Here is a 20,727-nt window from a genome sequence, read left to right on the forward strand (position 1 = left end):
CAAACGCGCCGGCAGGCCGGCCAGGAACAAGTCAGGCGCGCCAACGCCAGCGGGCCAGGGCCTTGATGACTTTCATCCAGAGTTTGCGGGTGACCACCACGATGGCGTTTCCAGAAGGGGATTGAGAAGCGTCGGGCAACGTTATCTCAGCGGCCGTATCCAGGCAACCGGGAATTAGCTTGCGCAGATCGTCGATTACCAGCGCCGGGGATTCCTCGGCAATCGGCCGGCCATGGTTGTAGCCATAACTGAGCCCAACGCATTTGACCCCCGCCGCTTTCGCCGCCAGCACGTCGCTGCGCGAATCGCCGACGAACAGCGATTGCGAGGCCGGAATGCCGGACATCTTCATGACGAAGAACAGCGCCGCCGGGTCAGGCTTCTTCTGCGGCAGGGTATCGCCGCCGATGATCCACTTGAAGTAGCGGCCGATCTTCATCTGATCCAGCAGCGGCGCGACGAAGCGCTCCGGCTTGTTGGTGATCAGCGCCATGGCCACGCCCTGCTTGTGCAGCCATTTCAGGGTGTCGCGCACGCCGGGATAGACCACGGTCAGCTCATGGCTGGCGCCGTAGGCTTCCATGAAAACCTCCAGCGCATGCTCGGCTTCGACGTCATCCACGGAGGAATGATCGATACCGCCGGCCAATGCGCGGCGCACCAGCACCGGCGCACCGTTGCCGACCCACTCGCGTACCGACTCGATACCGGCAGGCTTGCGCCCGAGCGAGAGCAGCATGTTATCCACAGCCGCCGCCAGGTCGGGTACCGAATCGATCAGCGTGCCATCCAGATCGAACATCACCAACCGCGGCAGTTGCCCCGGGAACAGCTGCTCAAAACCGCTCATGGGCGAGCCAGCGCCAATTCGGAACGCATCTTGTCGATGACGTCCTGATAGTTCGGCGCATTGAAGATCGCCGAGCCGGCCACGAAGGTGTCGGCGCCAGCGGCAGCGATTTCACGGATGTTGTTGACGTTGACGCCGCCGTCGATTTCCAGGCGGATGTCACGGCCCGAGGCATCGATGATCGCCCGCGCTTCGCGCAGCTTGTCGAGGGTGCCGGGGATGAATTTCTGCCCGCCGAAGCCCGGGTTGACGCTCATCAGCAAGACCATGTCGACCTTGTCGATCACGTACTTGAGCACGTCCAGCGGGGTCGCCGGGTTGAACACCAGGCCGGATTTGCAGCCGCCTTCACGGATCAGTTGCAGCGAACGATCGACATGCAGCGTAGCTTCCGGGTGGAAGGTGATGTAGGTGGCGCCGGCCTCGATGAAGTCGCCGACGATGCGATCCACCGGGCTGACCATCAGGTGGGCGTCGATCGGCGCGGTCACGCCGTACTTGCGCAGCGCGGCGCAGACCATCGGGCCGATGGTCAGGTTCGGCACATAGTGGTTGTCCATGACATCGAAGTGGACGAAGTCGGCACCGGCGGCCAGAACGTTGTCCACTTCCTCGCCCAGGCGGGCGAAGTCGGCGGAGAGAATCGACGGAGCAATAACGAAGGGCTGCATGACGCACCTTTTCTGAGCTAAATCACGATGGCGCGCATTGTATACCTCAAGTTTCCGCGCGCGCACCGTGACCGCGATGATTGGGTTGTGCCATGACCGATGACCGGCGGGTTCTCAGTACGCCGCCCGGTAGATCTTCTCGATGTCGGCGGCGCTGAGCTTGCGCGGGTTGTTGCGCATCAGGCGCTCGATTCCCGCGGCCTCTACGGCCATGGCCGGGATCGCTTCTTCAGGCACGCCGAAACTGCGCAGACCCAGCGGGATTTCCACCGCCGCGCACAGTTCGGTCATCGCCGCGACGGCGCTATCGGCGGCTTCATTGAGACTCAGATGAGCGGTCTTCACTCCCATGGCTTCGGCAATATCCTGCATCCGTTCGACGCAGGCCATCTTGTTCCAGGTCATGACATACGGCAGCAGCAAGGCGTTGCTGACACCATGGGCAATGTTGAAGCGCCCGCCCAGCGGATACGCCAACGCATGCACCGCGCCGACCCCGGCATTGCCGAACGCCATGCCGGCCATCAGGCTGGCGGTGGCCATGTCCTCTCGGGCTTGCAGGTTGGAGGGATTGGCGTAGGCCTTGGGCAAGGACCGGGCGATCAACTTGATCGCGCCGATGGCCAGCGAATCGGTGATCGGCGAGGCATTCAGCGACAGGTAGGACTCGATGGCATGCACCAGCGCATCGACGCCGCTGGCGGCGGTGACGCTGCGCGGACAGGTCAGGGTCATCTGCGGACTGACCAGCGCCACATCCGGCAACAGGTAGTTGCTGACGATGCCCTTCTTCAGTTGGGCGACCTTGTCCGAAAGAATCGCGACGTTGGTCACTTCAGAACCGGTGCCGGCCGTGGTCGGGATGGCGATCAGCGGCGGGCCTTTGCGCGGCACCTGATCGACGCCGAACAGATCCTCCAGCGCGCCGTGATAACCGGCGTACGCCGCGACGCTCTTGGCGATGTCGATGGCACTGCCGCCACCGAGGCCGATCAGCCCGTCATGCCCGCCTTCGCGGTAGACACGCATACAGTCCTCGACGATGGCGATTTCAGGATCGGGCAACACGCGGTCGAAGATTTCATATTCACGCTGGCCGATCTGCGCCAGCGCCAGCTCTACAGTCCCGGACTTGACCAGCGCGGCATCGGTGACGATCAGCGGGTTGTCTATATCCAGCCGCGTTAGCTCGGCCGCCAGTTGCTCGATGGCCCCGGCGCCGGTGATCAGTTTGTGAGCAATCTTGAACGAGGAAAGACTCATCGTGCGCAGCCTCTTATAGATGTGGGAGCTGAGCACAAGCGTAGCTGGGGAAATCGGGTTGTCTGGTATTCAGGGTGTGAATGACTGAAGCAGGATCAAGAGCGCCCTCACCCTAACCCTCCCGAAACGTCGGACCGCCCGTAGGGAGAGGGGACTGACCGTGGTGAGTTTTCGCTATAACCGACCTGAATTACCGAGTCGAACTCAGGTTTTGAAAAGCGTGTAGATCAGCTCCCTTCCTCAAGTCGAACACAGATTCTGAACTGCACGAATATCTGCTCCCTTTCCCCTCGCCCCCTTGGGGGAGAGGGTTGGGGTGAGGGGGTAACGATCTCAAGCCGAACACTAAACCTGAGCAGTACGCAGTTTTTCACTCCGCCCACGCAACCATTCCAGCGTCAGCAACAGAATCACCGAGAAGGCAATCAACAACGTCGCAGCCGCCGCAATCGTCGGACTCAGGTTCTCGCGAATCCCGCTGAACATCTGCCGTGGCAGCGTCGCCTGCTCGGGACCTGCAAGAAACAACGTCACCACCACTTCATCGAACGAGGTTGCGAAGGCAAACAGCGCCCCGGAAATTACCCCCGGCGCAATCAGCGGCAAAGTCACCCGGCGGAACGTGGTCAATGGCGAAGCACCAAGGCTGGCCGCCGCCCGCACCAGATTATGGTTGAAACCCTGCAACGTCGCCGACACCGTGATGATCACGAACGGCACACCGAGCACCGCGTGCACCACAATCAGCGAGAAGAAACTGTTGCCCAGGCCCAGCGGCGCGAAGAACAGGTAACTGGCCACACCGATGATCACCACCGGCACCACCATCGGTGAAATCACCAGCGCCATCACCAGCGGCTTGCCGGGGAAGTCGCCACGGGTCAGGCCGATGGCCGCCAGCGTGCCGAACACCATCGCCAGCACGGTCGCGGCCGGGGCGACGATGATGCTGTTCTTCAGCGAGCGCATCCATTCCGCCGAGGCGAAGAAGTCCTGATACCAGTGCAGCGAAAAGCCCTGCAGCGGGTACACCAGAAAACTGCCCGAGTTGAACGACAGCGGCACGATCACCAGCACCGGCAGGATCAGAAACAACAGGATCAAGCCGCAGAGGATCCGCAAGCTGTAGAACCACACCCGCTCGACGGGCGACATATAAGGACTCAGCATTTCAAATTCCCCTTAGCTCAGGCGCAGGCGACTGGCGCCTACCAGCCAGCTGTAGATCAGATAAAGCACCACAGTCGCCAGCAGCAACAGCCCGCCCAGTGCGGTGGCCATGCCCCAATTGATGCTGGTGTTGGTGTAGAACGCGACGAAGTAGCTGACCATCTGATCGTTCGGGCTGCCGAGCAGCGCCGGGGTGATGTAGTAGCCGATGGCGAGGATGAACACCAACAGGCAACCGGCGCCGACACCTGCGTAAGTCTGCGGGAAGTACACCCGCCAGAAACTGGCGAACGGATGGCAGCCGAGGGAAATCGCGGCACGCATGTAAGTCGGCGAGATGCCTTTCATCACGCTGTAGATCGGCAGGATCATGAACGGCAGCAGGATGTGCACCATCGAGATGTAAACCCCGGTGCGGTTAAACACCAGCTCCAGCGGTTTATCGATGATCCCCATCGCCATCAGCGCGCTGTTGATCAATCCGCCGGATTGCAGCAACACGATCCACGCGGCGACTCGCACCAGGATCGAGGTCCAGAACGGCAGCAACACCAGAATCATCAGCAGGTTGCTTTGACGCGACGGCAGGTTGGCCAGCAGGTACGCCAGCGGATAAGCGAGCACCAGGCAGATCACGGTGATGATCAGGCCCATCCAGAAAGTCCGGGCGAAGATGTCGAGGTAGATCGCCTGATCCGGGGTCGCCGGAGCAATTTCGCCGAGGTCGTCGATGCGATGATCCACCGCCGCCAGCAGATAGAACGGGGTGATGCTGCTGGTGTTGCGCTTCACCGCTTGCCAGTAGGCCGGATCGCCCCAACGCTCGTCGAGGCCTTCCAGTGCTTCTTTATAAGAGGCCGGTTCGCTGGCGAATGGCAGCGAGCGGGCGGTTTTGGTCAGCAGGCTGCGATAGCCGGCCAACTCCATGTTCAGGCGCTTGGACAGATCGCCCAGGGTCTGGTTTTTCCGCGCTTCGGCGAGGTCTTCGCTGGCAGCTTTATAGACCGGTTCGGCGGGCAGGCCTCGGCCGTCCCACGCAGCAATCGCGGTCACGGTGCGCGGCATGCCGCCGACCACTTCCGGGTTGCCGACGCTTTTATAGAGCAGCGCCACGATCGGCACCAGGAACACCAGCAACAGAAACAGCACCAGCGGCGCGATCAGCGCCTGGGCCTTCCAGCGGTTGACCCGCTCGGCGTGCTTGAGCCGCTGCTTCAAGGTGGGGCTGTTGCCCTCGTTCAGGGGAACGGCGATGGCCATGACGTACTCCGCAAATCTTTGATCGTTACAGAGGCGGCAAGCCACCTCGAACTTTTAATGTGGGAGCGGGCTTGCTCGCGAAGGCGGCGTGTCAGTCGACATCAAGGTGAATGTGCTGACGCTTTCGCGAGCAAGCTCGCTCCCACAGGAGGGCGAGCCCTCTGGTTACTTCGCAGCCCAGGAGTTGAAGCGCTGCTCCAGTTGCTCACCGTTGTCAGCCCAGAAGCTGACGTCGATCTGCACCTGGTTGGCGATGTTTTCCGGGGTGGTCGGCATGTCTTTCAGGATTGCCTTGTCCAGCAACGGCACAGCCTGGGAGTTGGCCGGGCCGTAGGCGATGTTTTCCGAGTAGGTCTTCTGCTGTTGCGGCTGCACCGAGAACGCGATGAATTTCTTCGCCGCTTCGGCACGCTTGGCGTCCAGACCTTTCGGGATGGCCCACGCATCGAAGTCGTAGATACCGCCGTTCCACACCACTTTCAGATTGGATTCTTTCTGCACGGCAGCAATACGACCGTTGTAGGCCGAGCTCATGACCACGTCACCGGAAGCGAGGTATTGCGGCGGCTGGGCGCCGGCTTCCCACCACTGGATGTTCGGTTTCAACTCATCCAGTTTCTTGAATGCGCGATCCTGACCGCCCTTGCTGGCCAGTTCCTTGTACACGTCTTTCGGCGCTACGCCGTCGGCCATCAGTGCGAATTCGAGGGTGTACTTGGCGCCTTTGCGCAGGCCGCGCTTGCCCGGGAATTTTTTCGTGTCCCAGAAATCCGCCCAGCTGGTCGGTGCGGTTTTCAGCTTGTCGGCGTTGTAGGCCAGCACGGTCGACCACACGAAGAAGCCCACGCCGCACGGCTGGATCGCGCCTTTGACGTAGTCTTCGGATTTGCCGAACAGCGCAGGATCGAGTTGCTCGAACATGTCTTCGTCGCAGCCACGGGACAGCTCCGGCGATTCAACCTCGACCAGATCCCAGGACACGCTCTTGGTGTCGACCATGGCTTTGACCTTGGCCATCTCGCCGTTGTACTCGCCGGCGACGATCTTGCCGTTGCCCGCCGCTTCCCACGGTGCGTAGAAGGCTTTGACTTGCGCCGCCTTGTTCGCCCCGCCAAACGACACCACGGTCAGATCCGGGCCGGCGGCCATTGCGCTTGCCGCACCCATCAGGCCCAGGGTCAGGGCTGTGAACTTCAGGGATCTCAACATTTATTGTTCTCTCCACGTGCAGGGTTGGTGTTGGTATTGCGGGGCGTTTCAGTGCGCCTCATGGGGACGCCCTCACTTAGTTTCCTCACCGCGTTGTCGCCTTAAAGCGGGCCAGGCAAGGCGCAGGCCGAAGGGAATGGTGTTCCCTTTCCAAGGCCTGCAACGCAGCATGGCCCGCTTTAAGGCACAACCCGAAGGGCCGGGCCTGCTGTTGTGCAGGGCTGCGTTGCTCGAAGCTTATTTGGAATGACCAAACCACGCTTCTCGCGCCTTGCCCTGCACAACAGCAGACCCGGCGCGGTGTGGAAACTAAGTGAGGGCGTCCCCTAGTGGATCGAGCGCGCGAACGTGCTCGACCTGCCAGCCAAGCGGAACCACGTCGCCGACCGCGAGCGCTGGATCGAGCTCGGCAATCGGTTGTTTCACGAAGAAGTCGGTCTTGCCGCAGACTTCCAGGCGCACCCGGACGTGGTCGCCCAGATAGATGAATTCGGCCACCCGCCCGGAGAAGCGGTTGACGCATTGGTCGCTCGAACCGTTGAGGCTGACGCGCTCGGGGCGGATCGACAGGGTGACCGGTTCGCCGGTCTGGCCGATGTTGACCGCCAGCGCCTCGACCTTTTCCCCGCGCCCCAGCTCGACCACGCAGCGCTCGCCGCTCTGGCTGAGCAGGCGACCGTTGAGGCGGTTGTTCTCGCCGATGAAGTTGGCGACGAAAGTGTTTTTCGGTTCTTCGTAGAGGGTGCGCGGCGGGGCGATCTGCTGGATCTCGCCCTGATGGAACACGGCAACGCGGTCGGACATGGTCAGGGCTTCGCCCTGGTCGTGGGTCACGTAGACCACGGTCACGCCAAGGCGCTGGTGCAGGTGTTTGATTTCCATCTGCATGTGTTCACGCAGTTGCTTGTCGAGGGCGCCGAGCGGTTCGTCCATCAGCACCAGTTGCGGCTCGAACACCAGCGCGCGGGCCAAGGCCACACGTTGTTGCTGACCGCCGGACAATTGCGCCGGATAACGCGATGCGAACGCATCAAGCTGGACCATGCTCAGGACTTTCTTGACCTTGTCGCTGACGTCGCTTTTGTTCAGGCCACGCACGGTCAGCGGAAACGCCAGGTTTTCAGCGACGGTCATGTGCGGGAACAGCGCGTAGTTCTGGAACACCATGCCGATGTCGCGTTTGTGCGGCGGCACGTTGTTGATCGCCCGCCCGGCGAGGAGGATTTCACCGGCGGTCGGCGTTTCGAAACCGGCGAGCATCATCAGGCTGGTGGTCTTGCCCGAGCCGGACGGCCCGAGCAAGGTGAGGAATTCGCCCTTGCGAATGTCCAGGTTGAGGTCTTTGACGATCAGGTTCTCGCCGTCGTAGCTCTTCTGCACTCCACGAAAGCTGACCAGCACATCGCTGGCCCCTGCGTTTGATTCGACCTGGCTCATACCCACACCTTTGTTATTGATGACTGCTGTGGGATTAAGCCTAGTGGCTGCTTGCAGTCACGCAAATCGGGGCGCAGGAGAGAATCGCCTCAGCCGGATGGAAGGCCGGGCGTAGGGATTGCCCTACAAGGATGGCGCGTTTTGGCAAACCCGCCGCATGGGTCGGGGCTCAAGCCGTCAGAACCGGCAAAAGCGCCTGTCGCTATTGGATATGTCGCTCAGAGGAGCTTGTGTTCCATCGCGTACTTCACCAGCTCGGCGAGCGAAGTGATGTTGAGTTTCTGCATCAGCCGCGCCTTGTGGGTGCTGATGGTCTTGCTGCTCAGGGCCAGTTGCTGGGCGATGTCGTTGACGTTAGCGCCTTGCGCCAGGCGTTCGAACACCGAGAATTCGCGCTCCGACAGCAACGAGTGCAGTGGTCGCGCATCGGTCAGGCCGACTTCGAAGACCATGCGGTCGGCCAGCTCCGGGTCGATGTAGCGCCCGCCCGCCGCCACTTTGCGAATGGCCGTCAGCAGCAGCGCCGGATCGCTGTCCTTGGTGGCATAACCGGCGGCGCCGACCTTCAGCGCCCGGGCGGCCATCTGTGCTTCGTCGTGCATCGACAGCACCAGAATCGCCGGCGGATGGTTCAGCGCGCGGATTCGTGGAATCGCTTCGAGCCCGTTGACGCCGGGCATCGAGATGTCCAGCAACACCACTTCGCAGGGCACATTGCGCAGGGTTTCCAGCAATTGCTCGCCGTTGCTCGCCTCCCCCACCACTTGCAGATCCTTGGCCAGGCCGATCAATTGCTTGATGCCTTCGCGAACGATGGTGTGGTCTTCGGCTACCAGTACACGGATCACTTACTTCTCCTCATCCAGTGGCACCCGCACGCTCAGCGTGGTGCCCTCGCCCGGCTCGCTGTCGAGTGACAGCTGCCCGCCCATGATCAACACCCGCTCGCGCATGCCCACCAGTCCAAAGGATGTCGGCCTGCCGGCAGCGGCGACAAATCCTACGCCATCATCGCTGACCGTCAGACACAATTCGTTGCCTTCCTGCGTCAGCGTCAGTTCCACAGTATGCGCCTGAGCATGGCGCATGACGTTGGTCAACGCCTCCTGAAGAATACGGAACAGGCCGATGGCCTTGGCGTCGCTGAGGGGCGCAAGGTTGTCCGGCACCTGCACCAGACACGGAATCTGCGTGCGCGCCTCGAACCGCCGCGCCTGCCACTCGATGGCCGAGGCGATCCCGGCATCGAGAATCGGCGGGCGCAGCGCCGTCGCCACATCCCGCACCAGCTGGAACAACTGGGCAATCAGGCGCTTCATGCTGTTCAAGCGCTCGTTCAGACCCGGGTCGAGTTGCGCGTAGGCCAGTTCGCACATCGACGTTTCCAGTTTCAGCACCGTCAGCATCTGCCCCAGTTCATCGTGAACCTCCCGGGCGATGCGCGCCTTTTCCTCTTCCCGCACGCTTTCCAGGTGCGCCGACAGTTCGCGCAGTTGTTCGCGGGAGGCCGCCAGCTCCAGTTCGATGCGTTTACTTTCGGTGATGTCCCAGACAATGCCGTCCCAGACATAGGCACCGCCCTCCAGCTGACGGGTGATGGCCTTGATCTCAGCCCAGCGCTGCTCGCCCTGGCGCGTGAGAATCCGGCCCTGCCACGACCAGTCGCTGTCGGTGTCCAGCGCCTGGTCCTGAGTCTGGTGATAAGCGGCCCGGTCATCCGGATGCACCAGACTGCGAAGTCCCATGTCGCGATGGGCGATGGCGGCCGGCGCGTAGCCGACCAGACTTTCGCTGCCCTCGCTGATGTAGGCAAAGTCGATCTGCCCGGTCACCGGTGCGCGCTCAAGGCGGAATACCAGCCCCGGCACGTTAGCCGCGATGCCTTGCAGCCGCGCCTCGCTTTCCTGCAACGCAGCCAAGGCACGACGACGCTCGGTGACATCGGTGAGATAGACCACCAGATACTCGCCATCGCGAAAACGCAGGAAGCTCAGCGACACGTCCGCCGGCAGCACACTGCCATCGGCCCGCACACAGTTGGCTTCAAAACTAAGTGGCCCTTCTTCGCTGGCTCGGGCGCGTTTCCACAGGTTGAGCCAGCGATCCATGTGCAGCCCCGGCTCAAAGTCGATCAACGGCCGGTCGATGATCGCGCCCTGTGGATAACCAAGCATGTTTTCTGCCGCGCGATTGGCGTAGCGCACATGGCTGTCCCAATTGACCCAGAGAATGCCGACGGTGCTCTGATCGATGGAAAACTGGGTCAGGCGCAAGGCCTCTTCGCTGGCGGCGCGCAGGGCGATGTCTTCACGCGCGTCGAGCAGGCGCTGTTCAAGACTGCGATGCTGGCGGCGCTGCCAGAACACGATGGCCACGCAACTGAGCAGCAGCACCGCGAACAACAGACTCAGGTTCTGCCAGAAGCCCGGCGATTCGGAGAGTCGCGGATATTTGGGTTGCAGCCATTGCGCATGCAGGCGCTCCAGATCCTTGGCCGGGATTGCGCGCAAGGCACTCTCGACGATCCCGGCCAGCTCCGGCCAGTCACGACGGGTGCCGATGCGCAGCAGTTGCGGCAGACCGATGTCGCCGACCACCACCAGCCCGGCAAACTCCGGTTCCGCCGACAGCCGCCCGAGCTGCGCCTCATCGACCACCGCGTAGGACGCCTGCTGACTCAGCAACAGTTGCAGCGCCTGACGCTCCATCGGTACGCCTTGCAGATTCAGGTGCGGATAGTTGCCGCGCAGATAATCGGCGGTTACGCCGGGCATACGCACGGCGACGCGGGTCTGGCTGTCGAGTTTTTCCAGCTCCACGGTCGCGCTGCTTTTCTGGTCGCTGACCACCAGTTGCGGCACGCGCATGTACGGATCGGAAAACTGCCACAGACGCAGCCCGCCCGGAGTCTGGGTCAGGCCTGGGGCGATGTCGATTTCGCCGTCCCGGGCAGCGGCCTCGAGTTGTGCCAGATCCTGAAAGTTGCGCCAGCTCAGCTCGACATTCAGCGCACGGGCCAAGGCTTTCATCACTTCGACGTTGGCCCCCGACAGCCGCTGCAACCGCCGGTCGTATTGCGCGTACGGCGCCTGCAGCACCAGGCCCACGCGCAATTCATTGTGCTGTGCGAGCCACTGTTGTTCGCTGGCCGACAACCGCGCGAGGTGGCTCGGTGGCGCAGGCGCCGCCCAGCCCATCAAGGGAAACGCCAGACAGCCGATAACCCACAGGCAGCAAAAACGCATCATTGAAGTCTCATACACTGACAAATTCTGACCAACCCATTAGGCTGCCGGGATAACTTCTGGCCTGGAATAACCGATGCCCCCTGTCTATCGCCTGGCAATGCCAGCATTGTGCCTGTCGCTGATCCTGCCTTGTGCGTTTTCCGTCGAAGCCGCGGATCCGGCACCCGCCCCCGCCGCAGAAAAAGCCGCCGAAGAAAAACCGGTCGAACGCCAGCCACTGCTTGAGCGTAGTCAGGAAGAAGCCGCGGCACTCGAACGCAAGGTTCCAGCCCAGGAACAACAGCAACTGCAAGCGGGCAGCGACACCTTCCTTGCCCTGTGGAAACCGGCCAACACCGCCGAACCCAAAGGCGCGGTGATCCTCATTCCCGGTGCCGGCGAAACCGCTGACTGGCCCCAGGCGATCGGCCCGTTGCGCCGCAAGTTGCCGGACGTCGAGTGGAGCAGCCTGAGTATCACCCTGCCCGATCTGCAAAGCGATGCCATCGCGCCGCGCGTGGTCGAAGCACCCGCCGCAGCGAAAACCGCCGACCCGGGCAGCAAGGATTCGACCACCGCCGAGCCGATCGAACAAGCCGCCGGCGGCGAAGCCGATGTGGCCGACAAGGTCGTTGCCGAATCCACCGAGGAACAGTCCAAGGCCGACGCCGAGCGAATTTTCGCCCGCATCGACGCCGCGCTGGCCTACGCCGAACAACAGAGCGCGCGCAGCATTGTCGTACTTGGTCATGGCACCGGTGCTTACTGGGCGGCGCGCTACATGAGCGAGCGACAAAACTCGCAGGTCGAGAAGCTGGTCCTGGTAGCCGCGCAGACCCCGGCCAAGGCCCAACCGCAACTGGTGGAACTGACGCCGACCCTGAAGCTGCCGACCGCGGACATTTTCTACATGGATAAAGCGCTGGACCGCAACGCGGCACTGGAGCGCATGCAGGCGAGCAAGCGACTGAAGACCTCCGCGTTCAGTCAGGTTGCACTCAAGGCTTTGCCGGACAACAAGGCCGAGCAGGAGCAGTTGTTCCGCCGGGTGCGTGGCTGGTTGAATCCGCAGAGCCCGGACTGACAAAGCGCAGAAAAAAAATCGCAGCCCAACGCTGCGATTTTTTTATGCCTAGCGAAAGTCCCGCCGTTCGCGAATCAACGTGTAGGCATTGTGCAATTCGCGGGTCCTCTCGGTGGCCTCGCGCACCTGCGCCGGCGTGGCCCCCGTCCCGGCCACCTTGTCCGGGTGATGCCGGCTGAGCAGACGCCGATAGGCGCGTTTGATCTGTGCCGGTTCGCTGGTGGCTGAGACGCCGAGCAGGCGCATCGCTTCCTGATAGCTCACCGCCGCGCTGACGATCGGACGCTTGTGTGGCTCGTAGTCCGCCGCCAGCGCCTGGATCTGCTGGGTCGTCCAGCCCAGCCACTTGCCCCACTGCGCCAGCAATTCCCGCTCGCTGACGCCGGCCCGACCATCGGCGAAGACCATTCGCCAGCAGGCGCGCAATACACCTTCAGCCGCGTGAGGTTGAGTGCTCAATCGACGCAGATAACCGCGCAGATTGTCGTTGCCGGACTTGCCACGATTGAACGCGGCAATCGCCCGGCGCTGCGCCGGCTCGCTCATTTCCAGCGCGCGCATCTCATGCCGCGCCTGCTGGATGTGACCGTCCGTGACCCGCCCGTCGCTCTTGGCCAGACGCCCGAGCAACACGAATAACAGTTCGTCGTTGCGCAGCATCGGCCGGCCGCCGAGTTTTTCCCGCAAATGCCCCCAGCTCTGCAAATGCAGGCGCCGATCCAGCGCCTGCCCCAACAAAGCCCCAAGCATGGCCCCCGGAATGCTCGCGATAGCAAAACCCGCTCCGGCTCCAATCAGAGTCCCTGGCCACAACATATCAGCGACTCGCTTCTATCAAGGCTTCGGCTTCGGCCAGACGCTCGTGGGTACCGACATCGACCCAGTGACCTTTCAGTCGCTCGCCGGTCACCTGCCCCTCCGCCATGGCTTTACGCAGCAGCGGCGCCAGTTTGAAGGCACCGTTGCTGCAGCCATCGAACAACTGCGGGTGCAGCACGGCGATGCCGCTATAGGTCAGGGTCGCCGCGTCGGCCTGGCCATCACGCACCTGGCCGTCGGTCAGGGTGAAGTCGCCTGACGGATGATGGGCCGGGTTGTCCGCCAGCACCAGATGCGCCAGCCCGGTGATCGGCTGATGCAGCACGCTGAAGTCGTAATCCGTCCAGATGTCACCGTTGACCACCAGAAACGCGTCGTCGCCCAACAGCGGCAAGGCGCGGAAAATGCCGCCGCCGGTTTCCAGTGGCTCGCCCTCCGGCGAGTACTGGATCGACACGCCGAACTGCGAACCATCACCCAGATGATCTTCGATCTGCTGGCCGAGCCAGGCATGGTTGATCACGATCTCATTGAAACCGGCTGCGGCCAGGGCACGCAGGTGATATTCAATCAGCGGCACCCCACCGGCTCGCACCAGCGGTTTGGGGGTGGTCAGGGTCAGCGGGCGCATGCGCTCGCCTTTGCCGGCCGCCAGAATCATTGCCTTCATGCCGTCACTCCACCACGCAGGCTGGCGAGCAGTGCCTGCAGATCCGCCAGCTCGGGACGGCGGGCGACGACCGCTTCTATATAAGAGAAGAAACGCGGCACATCACCGAGGTAACGCGGCTTGCCGTCGCGATGGCAGATACGGGCGAAGATGCCGATGACTTTCAGATGACGCTGCACGCCCATCAGATCGCTGGCGCGCAGAAACTCTTCGAAGTCCGGCTGCACCGGGATGTTCAGTGCTGACGCCTGCTGCCAGTAGCTTTCCAGCCAGCCGCGCACACGCTCTTCTGGCCAGCTGAGGAAGGCGTCCTTGAACAGGCAGGTCACGTCGTAGGTCACCGGGCCATACACCGCGTCCTGGAAATCCAGCACGCCGGGATTCGGCTCGCTGAGCATCAGGTTGCGCGGCATGTAGTCGCGGTGCACCAGCACTTTCGGCTGGGCCAGGGCGCTGTCGATCAGCAGCTCGCTGACCTTTTGCCACTGCTGCTGTTGGGTGGCATCGAACTCGACGCCCAACTCGCGTTTCACGTACCACTCGGGAAACAGTTCCAGCTCGCGGCGCAACAACGCGACGTCATAGCTCGGCAGCGGTGCCACCATCGGCAACTGCTGAAAAGCCAGCAGCGCTTGCAGGGCATCACTGAATAACGCGTCGGCATTTTCGCTGTCGATCACGTCCAGATAGGTCTGGTTGCCCAGGTCATTGAGCAAAAGAAAGCCACGTTCGAGGTCTTCGGCATAAATTTTCGGCACGTTGATACCGGATTTCGCCAGCAAAAAGGCGATATCCACGAACGGTTTGCAGTTTTCCTGAGGCGGCGGCGCATCCATCACGACGAAGCTGCGACCCGCGCCTTCCCAACGGAAATACCGGCGGAAACTCGCGTCGCTGCTGGCCGCGGTCAACGTGGCCGGGGGTACGGCTCCCCAGCCCTGATCTGCAAAAAGGGTTGCCAACTGTTCATCGAGCCAAACTTTCAGGTGTTGCAAGCGTACATCTTGATCAGGCATTGCAAGGGTCTCCGACGGCGCTAGCCGTCAAGCGGGTCATGCTTTATTATCCAGCATCTTTTTCAGACCATCGAGAGGCGTGCGGCCCACACCGCGGGCAGATGGCACGCAGGAAGCCCGGACTAATAAGATGGCATTGAAATCCCCCGCGTTTCGTAAAAAATTTCCGTTGTTGGTAACCGGCAGTCTGCTGGCTATGCAACCTCTGGCCAGTTCATTCGTTGTTGCCGCCGAGCAGTATGACTGCGCCGTCTCGGCAACGGGTGGCTGGGCCTGCTCGCCGAAGACGCCGGCCGCTGCCTTGCCGCCGCGTCCCGTGCATGACGGCAGTGCCGTCAGCGCCGCTGGCGAAGCCCCGGCCCAGAGCGGCTCCACTGCGGAGTCCGGGCCCAAGCCGGTACTGGTTACCGAGTCCAAGGGCCGCGGCCTGAAATCCCGTAGCGAAGACTACAGTCACCTCGACTGGGTTCCGCGCGAGAAGCTCACCGCCGCCCAACTGGCCGAGACCGGTCCTTACTGCTCTGGTTCCTATATCGAACCGATTCGTCCTGGCATGAATGACAAGACGAATAAAAGTGACGCCCCGACCTTCATCGGCGCCAAGGCATCGCGTTATCAGCAGGATTCGCAAGTCGCGAGTCTGGCCGGTGACGTGGTCATGCGTCAGGGAAGCATGCAGGTCGAAGCCGACGAGGCCAACCTGTATCAGGCCGAAAGCCGTGGCGAACTGGCGGGCAACGTGCGCATTCGCGACAACGGCGCGCTGATCGTCGGCGACCACGCCGACGTGCAGCTCGACACCGGTGAAGCCAAGGTCGACAACGCCGAATACGTGATGCACAAGTCGCGCATTCGCGGTAACGCGCTGTACGCCAAGCGTGCCGAAAACGCGATCATCCGTCTGAAGGACGGCACGTACACCACGTGCGAACCGAACAGCAACGCCTGGCAGCTCAAGGGCAACAACATCACCCTGAACCCTGCCACCGGCTTCGGTACCGCGACCAACGTGACGCTGCGGGTCAAGGACATTCCGGTCCTTTACACGCCGTACATCTATTTCCCGATCGACGATCGTCGTCAGTCGGGTTTCCTGCCGCCGACCATCGGCACCGGCAGCGACACCGGCTTCATGCTGGTCACCCCGTACTACTTCAACCTGGCGCCGAACTACGATGCCACGTTGTATCCACGTTACATGGCTAAACGCGGCCTGTTGATGGAAGGCGAATTCCGCTACCTCACCAAGTCCAGCGAAGGTCAGTTCGGTGCGGCGTACCTCAACGACGAGGAAACCGAGCGCAGCAAACAGACCGACTACCAAAAGAATCGCTACATGTACAACTGGCAACACAAGGGCGGTCTCGACTCCCGCGTGTTCACCCAGGTGGATTACACCAAGATCAGCGATCCGTATTACTTCCAGGATCTGCAGACCGACCAGATCGGCGTGAAAAGTGCCGACTACGTGAACCAGCAGGGCTCGGTCACTTATCGTGGCGACAGCTACACCGCCCGTTTGAATGCCCAGGCGTACCAGCTGGCAACCGTATCGAACATCACACCGTATGACCGCCTGCCGCAGATCACCTTCAATGGTCAGCTGCCGTATCACCCGCAAGGTCTGAAATTCGATTACGAAACCGAGATCGTACGGTTTGATCGCGACCTGAAAAACGGCGACTTTGTAAACGAAGACGGCACTGTCTCGCCACGTCTGGATAGCAACGTGGCCGGACTGGCCCGTGCCAACGGTGACCGCCTGAACCTGAAGCCAGGTGTCAGCCTGCCTATGAACTGGACTTACGGGTTCTTGAAGCCGTCGCTCAAGTACCAATACACCCAGTACCAGCTTGATCTGGATCAGCAAGGCAAAAACACTCTGCTGGCCGGCGAAAAATTCAGCAGCAGCCAAAACCGTGGTGTGCCAATCGCCAGTATCGACAGCGGCCTGTACTTTGACCGCAATACTCAATGGTTCGGCAAGAACTACCGTCAGACACTGGAACCGCGCCTTTTCTATCTCTATGTCCCCGAGAAAGACCAGTCGGACATTCCAGTCTTCGACACCAGCGAATACACCTTCAACTATGCATCGCTGTTCCGCGACAACCGCTTCTCCGGCTCCGACCGTGTCGGCGACGAGAACAAACTGTCGCTGGGCGTGACCAATCGCTGGATCGAAGACGACGGATTCGAGCGTCAACGCATCAGCGTTGGCCAGGCTCTGTACTTCAAGGACCGCAAGGTTCAGCTCCCGGGTATTGCGTTCAACGATCGGGATGATGCCAAGTCCGATGTTTCGCCTTACGCACTGGAATACGAATACCGCTGGAACCGCGACTGGCGCACCACGGCCGACTACAACTGGGATCCGGACAGCCGCAGCCCGCGTTCCGGTAGCGCCATGTTCCACTACCAGCCGGAAGACAACCCGAACAAGGTGGTCAACGTCGGCTATCGCTATCGCAACGACCAGGTCCGTTACGACCAGAACACCGGTAAATGGTCGGTGGGTGGTGGAGACTACGGCACCCCGGGCCAGCCTGGCTACGTGAAGGACTACTACAAGATCCAGCAGCATGACTTCTCGGTCATCTGGCCGATCGTTCCACAGTGGAGCGCGATCAGCCGCTGGCAGTACGACTACAACCGCAACCGTACACTGGAAGCCTTCGGTGGTTTCGAGTACGACAACTGCTGCTGGAAACTGCGCCTGATCAACCGTTACTGGGTTTCCTACGACGAATTCAGTCAGGAAGCTCCGCAAAACGAAAAAGGCGACCACGGCGTCTTCCTCCAAATTGTTCTGAAGGGACTCGGCGGCCTCACCGGCGCCAAGGTAGAGAGCTTCCTCGACAAAGGCATCCAAGGTTATCGTCAACGTGAAGACCAAGCTTTCTGATTGTCTGCGCCCGCTGATGCTGGGCGCGCTGTTCCTGGGTACCGCGGCCAACGCCGCGGTGCAGTCCATCGATAAAGTGGTGGCCATCGTCGACAACGACGTGGTCATGCAGAGCCAGCTGGATCAACGCGTCCACGAAGTTCAGCAAACCATCGCCAAGCGCGGCGGCGGCTTGCCGCCTCCGGGCGTACTGGATCAACAGGTGCTCGAGCGCCTGATCGTCGAAAACCTGCAATTGCAGATCGGCGAACGTTCCGGTATCCGCATCACCGATGAAGAGCTGAACCAGGCGGTCGGCACCATTGCCCAGCGCAACAACATGACCCCGGAGCAGTTCCGCATCGCCCTGTCCCGCGATGGCCTGTCCTATGAGGACGCTCGCGAGCAGATCCGTCGTGAAATGATCATCAGCCGTGTACGCCAGCGTCGTGTGGCCGAACGCATTCAGGTCTCGGAACAGGAAGTGAAGAACTTCCTCGCCTCCGATCTGGGCAAGATGCAACTGTCCGAAGAGCTGCATCTGGCCAACATCCTGATTCCGACCCCGGAAAGCGCCAATTCCGAAGCGATTCAGAGTGCTGCTCGCAAGGCAATGGACGTTTACCAGCAGCTCAAACAAGGTGCCGACTTCGGCCAGATGGCCGTGGCCAACTCCGCCAGTGACAACGCCCTGGAAGGCGGCGATATGGGCTGGCGTAAAGCCGCTCAACTGCCACCGCCGTTCGACCGTGAACTGAGCAGCATGACGGCTGGCGACATCACTCAACCGGCACGCACCCCAGGTGGTTTCATCATCCTGAAGCTGCTGGAAAAGCGTGGTGGCGAGAGCCAGATGCGCGACGAAGTGCATGTGCGCCACATCCTGGTCAAGCCGAGTCCGGTTCGCGACGAAGCCAAGACCAAGGAACTGGCTCAGTCGCTCTACAACCGCATCGAAGCCGGTGAAGATTTCGCCGAACTGGCCAAGAAGTATTCGGAAGACCCGGGCTCTGCCCTCAACGGCGGCGACCTGAACTGGATCGACCCGAACGCACTGGTACCGGAATTCCGCGCCGTGATGGCCAAGTCCCCGCAGGGTCAGCTGTCCAAGCCGTTCCAGACCCAGTACGGCTGGCACGTTCTGGAAGTCCTTGGCCGTCGCGCCACCGACAGCACCGAACAGGCCCGTGAGCAGCAAGCAATGACCGTACTGCGTAACCGTAAATACGACGAAGAGCTGCAAACCTGGCTGCGTCAGATCCGTGACGAAGCGTACGTAGAGATCAAACTCCCTGGTGCAGACCAGGCAGCGCAGTGAAACCCAAGCGTTTCGCGCTGACACCCGGCGAACCGGCCGGCATCGGTCCCGACCTGTGCCTGCTGCTCGCCTCGCAAGCCCAGCCACACCCCCTGATTGCCATCACCAGCCGCGACCTGCTCCAAGAGCGGGCCGCGCAGCTGAGGCTGGCCGTCAGTCTGCTGGAAGTCGCACCGGGCAATTGGCCGGACGCTCCGGCGCCCGCCAACAGCCTGTACGTCTGGGACACCCCGCTCAGCGCCCCGGTGGTCGCCGGGCAACTGGACAAGGCCAACGCCGCATTCGTCCTCGAAACCCTGACCCGCGCCGGCAATGGCTGCATGAGCGGCGACTTCGCCGGGATGATCACCGCTCCGGTTCACAAGGGCGTGATCAACGAATCGGGCATCGCGTTTTCCGGTCACACCGAATTTCTCGCCGACCTGACCCACACCGCCCAAGTGGTAATGATGCTCGCCACCCGCGGTTTGCGCGTGGCGCTGGTCACCACTCACCTGCCCTTGCGCGACATCGCCGATGCGATCACACCGGAGCGGCTGGAACGGGTCACGCGGATTCTGCACGCCGACCTGCAACAAAAATTCGGCATCGCCCAACCGCGCATCCTGGTCTGCGGGCTCAATCCGCACGCCGGTGAAGGCGGACACCTGGGCCATGAAGAAATCGACATCATCGAACCCACATTGGAGCGCCTGCGCGGCGAGGGCATGGACCTTCGTGGCCCGCTGCCTGCCGACACTCTGTTTACCCCCAAATATCTGGAGCACTGCGACGCGGTGCTGGCGATGTACCACGACCAGGGCCTGCCCGTGCTGAAATACAAAGGCTTCGGCGCTGCGGTCAACGTGACCCTGGGCCTGCCGATCATCCGCACATCGGTCGACCACGGCACCGCCCTGGATCTGGCCGGCAGCGGCAGGATCGACACCGGCAGCCTGCAAGTCGCCCTGGAAACCGCCTACCAGATGGCCGAGACCCGTTTATGACCGAGCAATACCAACACAAGGCGCGCAAACGCTTTGGCCAGAACTTCCTGCACGATGCCGGCGTCATCGACCGCATCCTGCGCTCCATCAGTGCCAAGGCCGGCGACCGCATGCTGGAGATCGGGCCGGGCCAGGGCGCATTGACCGCCGGCATCCTCAACTCCGGCGCACAGCTGGACGTGGTGGAGCTGGACAAGGACCTGATCCCGATCCTCAACCAGCAGTTCGCCGGCAAGAGCAATTTCAACCTGCATCAGGGCGATGCGCTGAAGTTCGACTTCAACAGCCTGAACGCTGCGCCGAACAGCCTGCGCGTGGTCGGCAACCTGCCGTACAACATCTCCACGCCGCTGATTTTCCACCTGCTGAACAACGCCGGCATCATTCGCGACATGCACTTCATGCTGCAGAAAGAAGTGGTCGAGCGTCTGGCCGCAGGTCCGGGTGGTGGTGACTGGGGTCGGTTGTCGATCATGGTTCAGTACCATTGCCGCGTAGAACATCTGTTCAACGTGGGGCCGGGCGCATTCAACCCGCCACCGAAAGTCGACTCGGCCATCGTTCGCCTGGTGCCACACGCGGTTCTGCCACACCCGGCCAAGGACCATCGCCTGCTCGAACGCGTGGTTCGCGAAGCTTTCAACCAGCGCCGCAAAACCCTGCGCAACACCCTCAAACAACTGCTCAGCAACGCTGAAATCGAAGCCGCCGGCGTTGATGGCAGTCTGCGTCCCGAGCAACTGGATCTGGCGGCATTCGTACGTCTGGCCGACCAGCTCGCGGTACAGGTCCCGGCAACCCCCGCCGCCGACTGACAGCCGATGAACGCTATCGGGCAGGACGCCACTCTGGTTTACTGCCCG

At 61.8% G+C, this 20,727-nt stretch carries 17 protein-coding genes; 5 read left to right on the forward strand and 12 right to left on the reverse strand.

Features of this window, described 5'->3' with window-relative positions; genetic code table 11:
- Nucleotides 1-31: 31 nt before the first annotated feature.
- The 9 genes from PDR5_RS26055 to PDR5_RS26095 form a co-directional block, all read right to left on the reverse strand.
- On the reverse strand, nt 32-850 hold the full coding sequence (locus PDR5_RS26055) for a phosphoglycolate phosphatase (RefSeq protein WP_007956306.1): 819 nt from the start codon (nt 848-850) through the stop codon (nt 32-34).
- Entirely contained in the window at nt 847-1,521 is a 675-nt protein-coding gene (gene rpe, locus PDR5_RS26060; protein ID WP_064599815.1) for a ribulose-phosphate 3-epimerase, read from the reverse strand. The genes PDR5_RS26055 and rpe overlap by 4 nt, the downstream gene beginning before the upstream one ends.
- 114 nt (nt 1,522-1,635) lie before the next feature.
- Nucleotides 1,636-2,784, reverse strand: coding sequence for an iron-containing alcohol dehydrogenase (locus tag PDR5_RS26065; RefSeq protein ID WP_064599817.1), 1,149 nt, complete (start codon nt 2,782-2,784; stop codon nt 1,636-1,638).
- Between the two features lie 345 nt (nt 2,785-3,129).
- Nucleotides 3,130-3,954 (reverse strand): ABC transporter permease, encoded by an 825-nt coding sequence (locus PDR5_RS26070; RefSeq protein WP_011336198.1) that lies wholly within the window; start codon nt 3,952-3,954, stop codon nt 3,130-3,132.
- Nucleotides 3,955-3,966: 12 nt separating this feature from the next.
- Nucleotides 3,967-5,214 (reverse strand): ABC transporter permease, encoded by a 1,248-nt coding sequence (locus tag PDR5_RS26075; protein ID WP_007959935.1) that lies wholly within the window; start codon nt 5,212-5,214, stop codon nt 3,967-3,969.
- Nucleotides 5,215-5,379: 165 nt separating this feature from the next.
- A complete protein-coding gene (locus tag PDR5_RS26080; RefSeq protein ID WP_007959933.1) occupies nt 5,380-6,423 on the reverse strand; it encodes an ABC transporter substrate-binding protein in 1,044 nt (347 codons plus the stop codon).
- Between the two features lie 309 nt (nt 6,424-6,732).
- Nucleotides 6,733-7,860, reverse strand: a complete 1,128-nt coding sequence (locus PDR5_RS26085; protein WP_064599820.1) for an ABC transporter ATP-binding protein — start codon at nt 7,858-7,860, stop codon at nt 6,733-6,735.
- Between the two features lie 218 nt (nt 7,861-8,078).
- Nucleotides 8,079-8,708, reverse strand: a complete 630-nt coding sequence (locus PDR5_RS26090) for a response regulator (RefSeq protein WP_007959929.1) — start codon at nt 8,706-8,708, stop codon at nt 8,079-8,081.
- Nucleotides 8,709-11,108 carry a PAS domain-containing sensor histidine kinase gene (locus PDR5_RS26095; protein WP_064599821.1) on the reverse strand — a complete coding sequence of 800 codons (2,400 nt, stop codon included), beginning with the start codon at nt 11,106-11,108 and terminating at the stop codon, nt 8,709-8,711. It lies immediately after the preceding gene.
- Between the two features lie 73 nt (nt 11,109-11,181).
- On the opposite strand from PDR5_RS26095, the gene PDR5_RS26100 reads away from it, so the two are divergent.
- Nucleotides 11,182-12,171 (forward strand): alpha/beta hydrolase family protein, encoded by a 990-nt coding sequence (locus PDR5_RS26100; protein ID WP_064599824.1) that lies wholly within the window; start codon nt 11,182-11,184, stop codon nt 12,169-12,171.
- Between the two features lie 48 nt (nt 12,172-12,219).
- On the opposite strand, the gene PDR5_RS26105 is transcribed toward PDR5_RS26100, so the two are convergent.
- The 3 genes from PDR5_RS26105 to PDR5_RS26115 are packed head-to-tail and all read right to left on the reverse strand — an operon-like array spanning nt 12,220 to nt 14,676.
- Complete coding sequence (locus tag PDR5_RS26105; RefSeq protein WP_064599825.1) at nt 12,220-12,987, reverse strand: TerB family tellurite resistance protein; 768 nt, start codon at nt 12,985-12,987, stop codon at nt 12,220-12,222.
- Nucleotide 12,988: 1 nt separating this feature from the next.
- Nucleotides 12,989-13,660 carry an N-acetylmuramate alpha-1-phosphate uridylyltransferase MurU gene (gene murU / locus PDR5_RS26110; protein WP_064599827.1) on the reverse strand — a complete coding sequence of 224 codons (672 nt, stop codon included), beginning with the start codon at nt 13,658-13,660 and terminating at the stop codon, nt 12,989-12,991.
- Entirely contained in the window at nt 13,657-14,676 is a 1,020-nt protein-coding gene (locus PDR5_RS26115; protein ID WP_064599829.1) for an aminoglycoside phosphotransferase family protein, read from the reverse strand. The genes murU and PDR5_RS26115 overlap by 4 nt, the downstream gene beginning before the upstream one ends.
- A 130-nt stretch (nt 14,677-14,806) precedes the next feature.
- Between PDR5_RS26115 and PDR5_RS26120 the strand changes: the two genes are divergently transcribed.
- From PDR5_RS26120 to rsmA, 4 genes are read left to right on the forward strand one after another with little or no spacing between them, the layout of a single operon-like run.
- The gene (locus tag PDR5_RS26120) at nt 14,807-17,581 is read left to right on the forward strand and encodes an LPS-assembly protein LptD (RefSeq protein WP_064599831.1); all 2,775 of its coding nucleotides are present in this window, start codon (nt 14,807-14,809) and stop codon (nt 17,579-17,581) included.
- Nucleotides 17,562-18,878 carry a peptidylprolyl isomerase SurA gene (gene surA, locus PDR5_RS26125; protein ID WP_156669361.1) on the forward strand — a complete coding sequence of 439 codons (1,317 nt, stop codon included), beginning with the start codon at nt 17,562-17,564 and terminating at the stop codon, nt 18,876-18,878. The genes PDR5_RS26120 and surA overlap by 20 nt, the downstream gene beginning before the upstream one ends.
- On the forward strand, nt 18,875-19,864 hold the full coding sequence (pdxA, locus tag PDR5_RS26130; protein ID WP_064599833.1) for a 4-hydroxythreonine-4-phosphate dehydrogenase PdxA: 990 nt from the start codon (nt 18,875-18,877) through the stop codon (nt 19,862-19,864). Before surA ends, pdxA begins: the two co-directional genes overlap by 4 nt.
- The gene (gene rsmA / locus PDR5_RS26135) at nt 19,861-20,679 is read left to right on the forward strand and encodes a 16S rRNA (adenine(1518)-N(6)/adenine(1519)-N(6))-dimethyltransferase RsmA (RefSeq protein ID WP_064599835.1); all 819 of its coding nucleotides are present in this window, start codon (nt 19,861-19,863) and stop codon (nt 20,677-20,679) included. Before pdxA ends, rsmA begins: the two co-directional genes overlap by 4 nt.
- The last annotated feature ends 48 nt before the right edge of the window (nt 20,680-20,727 follow it).

This window comes from Pseudomonas sp. DR 5-09 (genome assembly GCF_001655595.1).
GTDB lineage: Bacteria > Pseudomonadota > Gammaproteobacteria > Pseudomonadales > Pseudomonadaceae > Aquipseudomonas > Aquipseudomonas pharyngis.

Bases quoted from the DNA above. Each gene is read 5' to 3' on its own strand.
- PDR5_RS26115 (WP_064599829.1), bottom strand. From the start codon at position 14,676: ATGCCTGATCAAGATGTACGCTTGCAACACCTGAAAGTTTGGCTCGAT.
- murU (WP_064599827.1), bottom strand. From the start codon at position 13,660: ATGAAGGCAATGATTCTGGCGGCCGGCAAAGGCGAGCGCATGCGCCCG.
- PDR5_RS26100 (WP_064599824.1), top strand. From the start codon at position 11,182: ATGCCCCCTGTCTATCGCCTGGCAATGCCAGCATTGTGCCTGTCGCTG.
- rsmA (WP_064599835.1), top strand. From the start codon at position 19,861: ATGACCGAGCAATACCAACACAAGGCGCGCAAACGCTTTGGCCAGAAC.
- PDR5_RS26055 (WP_007956306.1), bottom strand. From the start codon at position 850: ATGAGCGGTTTTGAGCAGCTGTTCCCGGGGCAACTGCCGCGGTTGGTG.
- PDR5_RS26080 (WP_007959933.1), bottom strand. From the start codon at position 6,423: ATGTTGAGATCCCTGAAGTTCACAGCCCTGACCCTGGGCCTGATGGGT.
- PDR5_RS26120 (WP_064599831.1), top strand. From the start codon at position 14,807: ATGGCATTGAAATCCCCCGCGTTTCGTAAAAAATTTCCGTTGTTGGTA.
- PDR5_RS26075 (WP_007959935.1), bottom strand. From the start codon at position 5,214: ATGGCCATCGCCGTTCCCCTGAACGAGGGCAACAGCCCCACCTTGAAG.
- PDR5_RS26065 (WP_064599817.1), bottom strand. From the start codon at position 2,784: ATGAGTCTTTCCTCGTTCAAGATTGCTCACAAACTGATCACCGGCGCC.
- PDR5_RS26105 (WP_064599825.1), bottom strand. From the start codon at position 12,987: ATGTTGTGGCCAGGGACTCTGATTGGAGCCGGAGCGGGTTTTGCTATC.
- PDR5_RS26085 (WP_064599820.1), bottom strand. From the start codon at position 7,860: ATGAGCCAGGTCGAATCAAACGCAGGGGCCAGCGATGTGCTGGTCAGC.
- rpe (WP_064599815.1), bottom strand. From the start codon at position 1,521: ATGCAGCCCTTCGTTATTGCTCCGTCGATTCTCTCCGCCGACTTCGCC.
- PDR5_RS26095 (WP_064599821.1), bottom strand. From the start codon at position 11,108: ATGATGCGTTTTTGCTGCCTGTGGGTTATCGGCTGTCTGGCGTTTCCC.
- PDR5_RS26070 (WP_011336198.1), bottom strand. From the start codon at position 3,954: ATGCTGAGTCCTTATATGTCGCCCGTCGAGCGGGTGTGGTTCTACAGC.